The sequence below is a fragment of the Simiduia sp. genome (assembly GCF_058345725.1).
On record NZ_JBTUOC010000098.1, the window covers coordinates 1 to 7,833 of the forward strand.

Annotated in this window: 5 protein-coding genes; 2 read left to right on the forward strand and 3 right to left on the reverse strand. The window is 53.2% G+C overall.

All coding sequences use genetic code 11. The annotated features are described in order from the left end of the window. Together ACW8F6_RS17965 and ACW8F6_RS17970 are read left to right on the forward strand one after the other, a co-directional pair. Positions 1 to 1,306 (forward strand): glycoside hydrolase family 3 C-terminal domain-containing protein (locus ACW8F6_RS17965; protein WP_491577268.1); only part of this gene is annotated, 1,306 nt, incomplete at its 5' end. A gap of 378 nt (positions 1,307 to 1,684) precedes the next feature. After that, the gene (locus ACW8F6_RS17970) at positions 1,685 to 4,192 is read left to right on the forward strand and encodes a carbohydrate-binding protein (protein ID WP_491577269.1); all 2,508 of its coding nucleotides are present in this window, start codon (positions 1,685 to 1,687) and stop codon (positions 4,190 to 4,192) included. Between the two features lie 283 nt (positions 4,193 to 4,475). Here the strand turns inward: ACW8F6_RS17970 and ACW8F6_RS17975 are convergent, their stop codons facing one another. The 3 genes from ACW8F6_RS17975 to ACW8F6_RS17985 all read right to left on the reverse strand — a co-directional run. After that, positions 4,476 to 4,910, reverse strand: coding sequence for a hypothetical protein (locus ACW8F6_RS17975; RefSeq protein ID WP_491577270.1), 435 nt, complete (start codon positions 4,908 to 4,910; stop codon positions 4,476 to 4,478). Between the two features lie 34 nt (positions 4,911 to 4,944). Beyond that, entirely contained in the window at positions 4,945 to 7,326 is a 2,382-nt protein-coding gene (locus ACW8F6_RS17980; protein ID WP_491577271.1) for a M64 family metallopeptidase, read from the reverse strand. 321 nt (positions 7,327 to 7,647) lie between these two features. After that, positions 7,648 to 7,833: 3-methyl-2-oxobutanoate hydroxymethyltransferase (locus ACW8F6_RS17985; RefSeq protein ID WP_491577272.1), on the reverse strand; the 186-nt coding region annotated here is incomplete at its 5' end.

The window sequence follows — 7,833 nt, forward strand, 5'->3', positions numbered from 1 at the left end:
CACCGACACCTATGAAAAGCAGTTGCCCAATTTAGTTAAGCAGGGCCGTGTCTCTATGTCGGATTTGGATAACGCAGTGCGCAACGTATTGCGTATCAAAGTAAAGCTTGGGTTAATGGAAAATCCAATGCCCCCGGCAACCAATGATAAGGCGATGCTCCAGCCAGATGCCTTGGCCGCTGCCCGCGCTGCGGCACGCGAGTCATTCGTATTGCTGCAAAACAATCGAGGCCTGCTACCGCTTAATAAAAGTCAACGCGTAGCGCTAGTTGGGCCGCTGGCCGACGTGCCTCACGAGCAATTAGGTACTTGGATCTACGACGGCGATAAAAAAGATAGCCAAAGTCTGCTGCCAGCGTTGCGTCAATACCTTGGTGAGCAGCGAGTAATATTTGCACCAACTTTGGCCAACAGTCGGGACAGGTCGACAGCGGCCTTCGATAGTACCCTGGCAGCGGTAGCGGCTGCGGATGTTATCTTGTTTTTGGCGGGTGAAGAGTCAATCTTGAGTGGTGAAGGCCACAGCCGTGGTGATATCAGCTTGCCGGGTGCCCAGCAACAATTATTGGCAGCCCTACATGAAACAGGGAAACCTATTGTGATGGTTATAATGGCGGGCCGTCCAATAGAATTGGCAAGTGCCACTGAACAGGCTGACGCCATCATGATGGCCTGGCATCCAGGCACTATGGCGGGGCCCGCTTTGGTGGATGTTTTGTTCGGCGACCACGCCCCCGTTGGTAAGTTGCCCTTAACTTGGCCCATTGCCGAAGGCCAAATACCCGTGTATTACAATCAACTGGCTACTGGCCGGCCAGCCACTTCGGAAAATTACACACGCATCGAGGCCATCGAGCAGGGTGTGTTCCAGCACGTACCCGGCAATTCGTCAAACCACCTGGATTATGGCCATCTGCCACAGTACCCCTTTGGTTTTGGGTTAACCTACACGGAGTTTGATTACGACGCGATCAAGCTTGCCACTCCCGTTGTAAGAAAGGACGGCATTGTAAAAGTTAGCGCAAAAATCACCAACAAGGGGCGGCGTTCAGGAACAGAAATAGTTCAGTTGTACGTGCGCGACAAGATAGCGAGTGTCGCCCGCCCAGTACGCGAACTTAAGCAGTTCAAGCGCGTGACCCTGGCGCCGGGTAAATCGACCGTAGTTCAGTTCGAAATCCCCGTAAGTCAATTAGGATTTCACGATCAGCGTATGAACTATATTGTGGAGCCTGGCCATTTCGATCTTTGGATTGCACCTCACGCCCAGGCTGGCCTAGCAACAAGTTTTGAAGTGATCCAGTGATAGGTTGAACAGAGTTTTTCCTGGTCACCTTGTTACGAGCAGCTTAGCTCGATAGTCCTTTCCCTTAGACTTTGTGCCCGGTTACCGCCGGGCTTTTTTCTACTTCGGAGATTTTGGCCTAAAAGCGACGAGTAGAACCAGAAGTCGTACCTAGCCGAACGATATATCTGGCGCTCTGGACTAATTTTGCCCTTGCAACTGCTAGCGATCTTTCGGAATAGACTTCCGAAGCGTGGGAGTAACCAGTTGCAGGAATACAGTAGCCGATTCGGTGTGCTGTGAAATAACAATAATGTAAAGAGTACAAATGCAATGAAAAACTTAATCAATAGATGGGTCGCCTGGCGACACACTGGTAGGCGGCTGCTGCAGAACTTCATGGCCGCTTGCCTGTGCGCCTGTATTTCAACAGTGGCGAAGGCGCAATTTGTCCACACGGATGGTACCGATATCGTGGATGCCAATGGTGAGCGCTTGTATTTGAGTGGTATAAACCTGGGAAACTGGTTGCTGTGGGAGGGTTACCTCATGATGGGGGATTTCAATTACCGCACCCATACGCAATTTTTAAACGATCTTAGTCGTGCTTTTGGTAGCATGGATAATGCAAAGGCCTTTGAGCATCAATGGCGTTTACACTACGTAGACGACAAGGCTATTGCCGATCTTAAGGCGCTCGGTTTTAACAGTGTGCGCGTCCCCTTTCATTACAATATGTTTTGGCAAAATGGCAGTTTGAGCGATCACGGTTTTCAGTATTTTGATCGGGTAATCGAAGCAAGTCGCGCTCACGGCATTTATGTCTTACTCGACATGCACGCCGCGCCGGGCTACCAAAATCCGGGAGACCATGCCGACAACTTGGACTCCAACGCGAGCCAGCCGCGCGACAGTGTGAAATTTTGGGATGGCGATAATGTGTGGATTGCAAGCCAGGTGTGGCGTCACATAGCCAATCGCTATAAAGACGAACCGGTAATATGGGGCTATGACCTGATTAACGAACCCGTTCCACAACCGGGGCGGGAGTTTGAACTTTTAAACTCACTGGTCGCGTTGCGCAATGCCATCCGCGAGGTGGATGATAATCACATTATTGTGGCCGAGGGATCGTGGTGGAGTTCGGATTTAACCAAGTTGGACTGGACCGATCCCCAGGTTCAAACGGCGTCAGGCGTATACCAACAGTGGGATGACAAATTAGTCTACCAGTTACACCACTACGGCCCACTATCCGACACTTTAGGGCGAGAGGCATTAACCAATCGCTTAGGTATTCCGCTGATTATTGGCGAATACGGCGAGACAGATAACGGCAATTTAGCTGCAATCACTCAGTGGGCAAAACAGTCGCTTGCGGGCTATTTTCCGTGGTCATTCAAAAAAATGTCGCATGATAAAACGCTTTGGACTATCCCTCCAAATGCTGCTTACAATGCCGTCAAAGACTTTATCAATCACGGTACACCGCTGCCGGCGGGCACCTACGAGGCAATGCTGAATTTTGCGAAAGATAACACGCGCAATGGGCACGGCAGCCATCAATGGCATCAAGGATTCTATGAGGCCATTGAGCCGAATGCTAACGCCGACGAGCCTGAAAGCACCGGTTGCGACCAGCAATCTGCACGCTACAGTTTGCCCGGCACTGTGCAGGCTGAACAGTTCTGTGACAGTCTGGGAATACAAACGGAAAGCACCGGTGATATTGGCGGCGGTGAAAACATTGGCTGGATCGACAGCGGGGATTGGGTTGCTTATTCCGTGCATATTGCCGAGGCCGGCGAGTACCGGTTTGCACTGCGTGTGGCGTCACCGGAGCCATCTGCATCATTTGACATTGCCCTGAATGATCACGTGGTTGCCTCTGTACAAACCCCGGTAACGGGGGGGTGGCAAAATTATCAGACCGTTGTTACGCCACTGCAGTACTTTGCTGAGGGCGAATATCAATTGCGACTTAATTTTACCGCTCCGGGGGTCAATATAAATTGGCTAGCTCTTGAGGCGGCTGCCAACGACGACGGCTCAAACAGCCCCTGCCAGGGCATTTATACGAATCTGCCTAATCGATTACAGGCAGAGGACTATTGTGACATGCAAGGTGTGCAAACAGAGGCCACTTCCGATACCGATGGCGGTGAAAATGTTGGCTGGATAGACAGCGGCGACTGGTTGCAGTTTGGCGTGCGACTCGATGCCGCTCAACAATTGCTGTTGAGCGCGCGCGTGGCTTCGCCGAGCAGTGGTGCGCGTATGGAATTCTCCCTGAACGGTGTGAACTTGGGTGGTTTTGATATATCCGCCACCGGTGGCTGGCAGGCGTGGCAAACAGTGACAATGCCTGTAATGATGGGCGCCGGCGAACACAATTTGCGGGTTAATTTCACTAGCGGCGGCGTTAATGTGAATTGGATTGAATTTGTTGAAGCGGAAGATGAGTCAGAGTCACCTGGCGAGCCAGATGAGGCCTTACAGGCGGGCATCTATGTAATTGTCAACGACTTCTCAGGCCGTGCATTGGATGTCGCCGACGTCTCTGAAGCCAATGGCGCCAATGTTCAGCAATGGCAATACTCAGCAGGTCTCAACCAGCAATGGTTGCTAACGCCACTTGGCAGTGGGGAATATCGCGTCAGTGCTCAGCACAGCAGTGCGTGTTTGGATGCCGATGCGGGCAGCAACAATGTTCACCAGTGGCACTGTACCGACAATGCTAATCAGCGTTGGTACGCTGAATTGCAAACTGATGGTAGCTATCAATTGCGTTCGCAAGGTGATGGCATGTTGCTCGAAGTGAGCGGCGACCAAAATGGTGCCAATGTGCAATCGGGCAGTGATAACCAGTTACCACAGCAGCGCTGGCGATTTAATCGGGTTAACTAGCTCTAGCTGGCCATGTCCTTTCAGCAGCCTCTGGGCTTGGCGGTTGTGGACTTGATTGCTCTGGGTTGAATTAATATCGACTCAGCGCAGTTGTCGGCATGCCTTTATTGCTGGAATAGACCGCCAAAGCTGAAGGGCGCGCCTAAGTGGCGTTGATGACATTGACTCAGTGTTCATTAAACAACGGCTATCAGTTTGAACAACGCCAGCAATTTGCTGGCGTTTTTTCACACTTACAGTGAAGATTGATTCGCCCTTGGTTAAGACGCCGCGCTCGGTTGCGCTACCAGTCTCGTTTAATGGTTAGGAGATTATCCAGGCGAAGCCCCCCTTCCGACATGGCGGCGCGATGTATTTCTACGCGCTCTATATCTTGAGGGTTTGGAATTTTCAGAATGTAGCTTTCGGGTGCGATATAGTCGCGTCGCGCATCCAGCGGAAGGGCGTGGATTTTGTGCCAACTATCTTCGTTGTATTGGCGATGTACCGTGGCACCCGTATTGCTATAAGCGATAATTTGTATGTGCTGTTCATGGGGAGCTGTGGTTACTGGCGCGGCGACATTGCGCGGTGTGGTCCAGGCCCGTACAAGTCTGTGGGTACCATTGTCGACAGAAATGTGTAGCATCAGTGTGTCGGCCAGGCTCAAACTGGCATATCCCGAGAAGGGTAGCGCCAGGGTCGCAATCACTAAAATCTTATACAGTTTGTTTATCATGGTGGGTGATCCTTTAGTCAATGGATTAGGGCGACTATTGCGCCGTTACCTGCCAGCGAATGGTTGTCGACGAGAGCGACTCAGCATCTTTCCGGATCACTCCGGTTTGGTCAGTCACGACGGCCTTGATTTCGTAGTCGCCGATTTGCGGATTCGGCAGGTCAAAATGTTTGGCCGAACCACTGGCAACCAGTGCGTCGTTGATATACCAGTCGACACTCTGTACTTCGCCTTGATGTACCGACGCAATCGAATAGCGCGGGCGCTCTTTGCGGTCGTGATAATAGCGGTGTTCAGAGAGCGGCAAACTTTTGTGCACGGGCTTGGCTTTTTGATACACACGCAGGGCCCAGGCTTCCGCATTGACTGCGTGGAAAGGATTTGCGCCGGCGCCGTTCATTTGCGAATTTTTGGTGGGCCGCCAGACCCCACTGTTTCGATAGATGCCACCCTCAAAGAGTCCTACTTTACCCTCTGCCACAGTCAAGTGGGCCGTGGGCGCTAGCCAGTGTTGCCATTTTACGGTCTCAAGATCGTGGTTGAGAGTGACATTGGCGTTGCGCGGTTCGGCGGTCAAGGGGGCAGAGCTGCCGCCGTACTCATCGGCCAAGCCGCCAAATACGTGCGCGATCTCGTGAATGCTCACCCCGGCGCTGGTAGGGGTGGCGGTGGAGGTGGCCACGCCGCCGGCTACACCGCCATATCTTTCGCTATTCACTAATACCAATACCACGTCGTACTGGGGGAAGTGTTCGGCTGCCACTCCCTTGGCAATGCCGGCGTCTGAACTCACAATTCGCGTGGCGCTCGAGCAACCTTTGCAGCTCTTGAAGTAAGTGTCTTTGACAATGTTGGGCTCCACCGTTTTATCGGTTAGCCCAGAGTCATTGGAAACAACGCCCACTGCGTGAATATTCCACGCTGATCGGTGTACCGAGATTTCGTGAAAGCTGAGAAAAGTCTCGGCAAAGTTTAATGCGGTTAGCTTAAATTTCTCCGACTCCTCTGCGGTAAATCCATCGCCGAGCACTACCAGGTCTACGCCTTCACCGTCGTGTCGGCCAGTAAGCGTCACCGGGCCCAAACCTTCCCAATGTGTCGGCGAGGGGAGCACGGGGAATTTTTCGGTACAACGAGTTGTACCCGTATCGTTCAGGCCAATTGCAGAAATTGGCGTGACGCAGGCGGAGAGCAGCTTCCCTTCATCTGCGGTTGCGGGCGTAAAGCTGACCTGCTGAAATTGTTCAACATAGCCGTCGTCCTCTAGCTGCCACTGAACGAGGGGCTCAGCTTGAGCGGTAAAATCTCGATCGAAAATATGAAAGTCCAGAGTCAAGGCATGGCCGCTAACGGGGACTTGGTTGATGCTCAGACCTTGCACTTCAGGTGCGTATCCGTGTGCGCCTATCCCGCGGGCAATTTCCTCGGCGTTGCTGAGGCCGTCGTTGTCTGAATCGGCATAGGCACCGTCCGTCGCGTCCAGGGGGTTGAGCCCCCAGTTAGCTTCGGCGCCGTCAAGTAGGCCGTCGTCGTCGCTGTCTTGCTGGGCGGGATCGGTACCTAACAAGTTTTCACGTGCGTCCACTAACCCGTCGTTGTCGGTATCGGTGAGTTCGCACGCGGCTTTAACTTCCAGTTTTATCAGCTCGGCCTTGTAGCCCACAATTCTTAGGGTTTCCTTTTGACCGCTCAGGCGTTCAATGGTGTACCACTGGGTAATAGGTGTTTTGACTTCGGCAATATCCAAGGTGGGCTCAATCACCCGCTCATCTTCCGCGCGGGTGATTTGAATGTAGCGATTGCCCCACCAATCGCCCTGCATGTAGGTCACGCCGAGTTGATAGCTGCTACAAAATATATTGTCCAGCGAATAGTCCAGGTTAATTTTGTAGTAAATAGAGGGCGTGCTGCTGCGAAACTGGGCATCGCCGCTGAAGCTTTCTGGCGTCAGCTGTGCGTTCAAGTGGTGCTTGGGTGCGAGTTGATTAAACAGCGCTTCGGTAAATGCACCGTCTGTAGCCTTTATGTCGGAAAAATCTTCGACAAGGTAGTACTCGGTGACGGTTTGAACAGGCGTCAATGGGCGTTGTTCGAGAAATTCCTGGATTGGGTCTATGGGCGTTTCGCCAGCTTCCGGCTCGGCGGGTGGCTGCTCAGCTTCCTCTGAAGCGGGCGGCTGTGTTGTACCCGCCGGTGACTCTGTCACTGGTGGCGAGTTGGAATCCGGTTGGTCTGTCTCGGACGGCGCCTGATCGACGGGTGCGTCGGTTGGCCCCCCATTGGGTTGGCTGGTGTCGCTGTTTTCGCCGACGGCGCCAGAGGCCACATCACTTAAGCGGCTGTCACCGCCCCCGCCGCCTCCGCAGGCAAGAAGGCTGGCGCAGAATACGATTAGAAACGTCGCACGAAAATACATAAGCTTGGCTCGCGGTTAATAGAAAAGGTTGTGATAGGGGGATAGTAGGGCGCGAGGGAGGCAGCGCCCATTCGCCGAATGGCCAAAAAATGGCCTAGGCCATAGAGCTCAATGGCGACCTTTTGGGTGCAGTGCACCTTGGCTGAGGTGTTGCAGGGGCGGTTCGACCCAGTGGTTGTGGGAGCGGGGCGGCGGGTAAATCTTTTTGGACGTGCAGGCCTGCGAGTACTTAGCGGCGAGGGCGCGGCGGCCCTGTCTGTTTGGTGATTCAGTGTGTAGGGCACCGCGCAGGCGGCGCCTTACTGGGCGTTAGCTTCAGTGCTAGTCGAAACTGTGCTCGCTGGCGGGGAAGACACCGTTTTTCACGTCGTCTGCGTATTTCAACAGCGAACCGGGAATGTCGCCTGCCTCCAGTAGAAAATTCTTTGAAAATTTAGGCGGGTGTTCGGTGAGGCCGAGAATATCGTTGATCACTAAGACCTGTGCATCTGTGTCTTTACCGGCGCC

Excerpts from the sequence above, each read along its gene's own strand:
- ACW8F6_RS17970 (WP_491577269.1), top strand. The coding sequence starts at position 1,685 with ATGGCCGCTTGCCTGTGCGCCTGTATTTCAACAGTGGCGAAGGCGCAA.
- ACW8F6_RS17980 (WP_491577271.1), bottom strand. The coding sequence starts at position 7,326 with ATGTATTTTCGTGCGACGTTTCTAATCGTATTCTGCGCCAGCCTTCTT.
- ACW8F6_RS17975 (WP_491577270.1), bottom strand. The coding sequence starts at position 4,910 with ATGATAAACAAACTGTATAAGATTTTAGTGATTGCGACCCTGGCGCTA.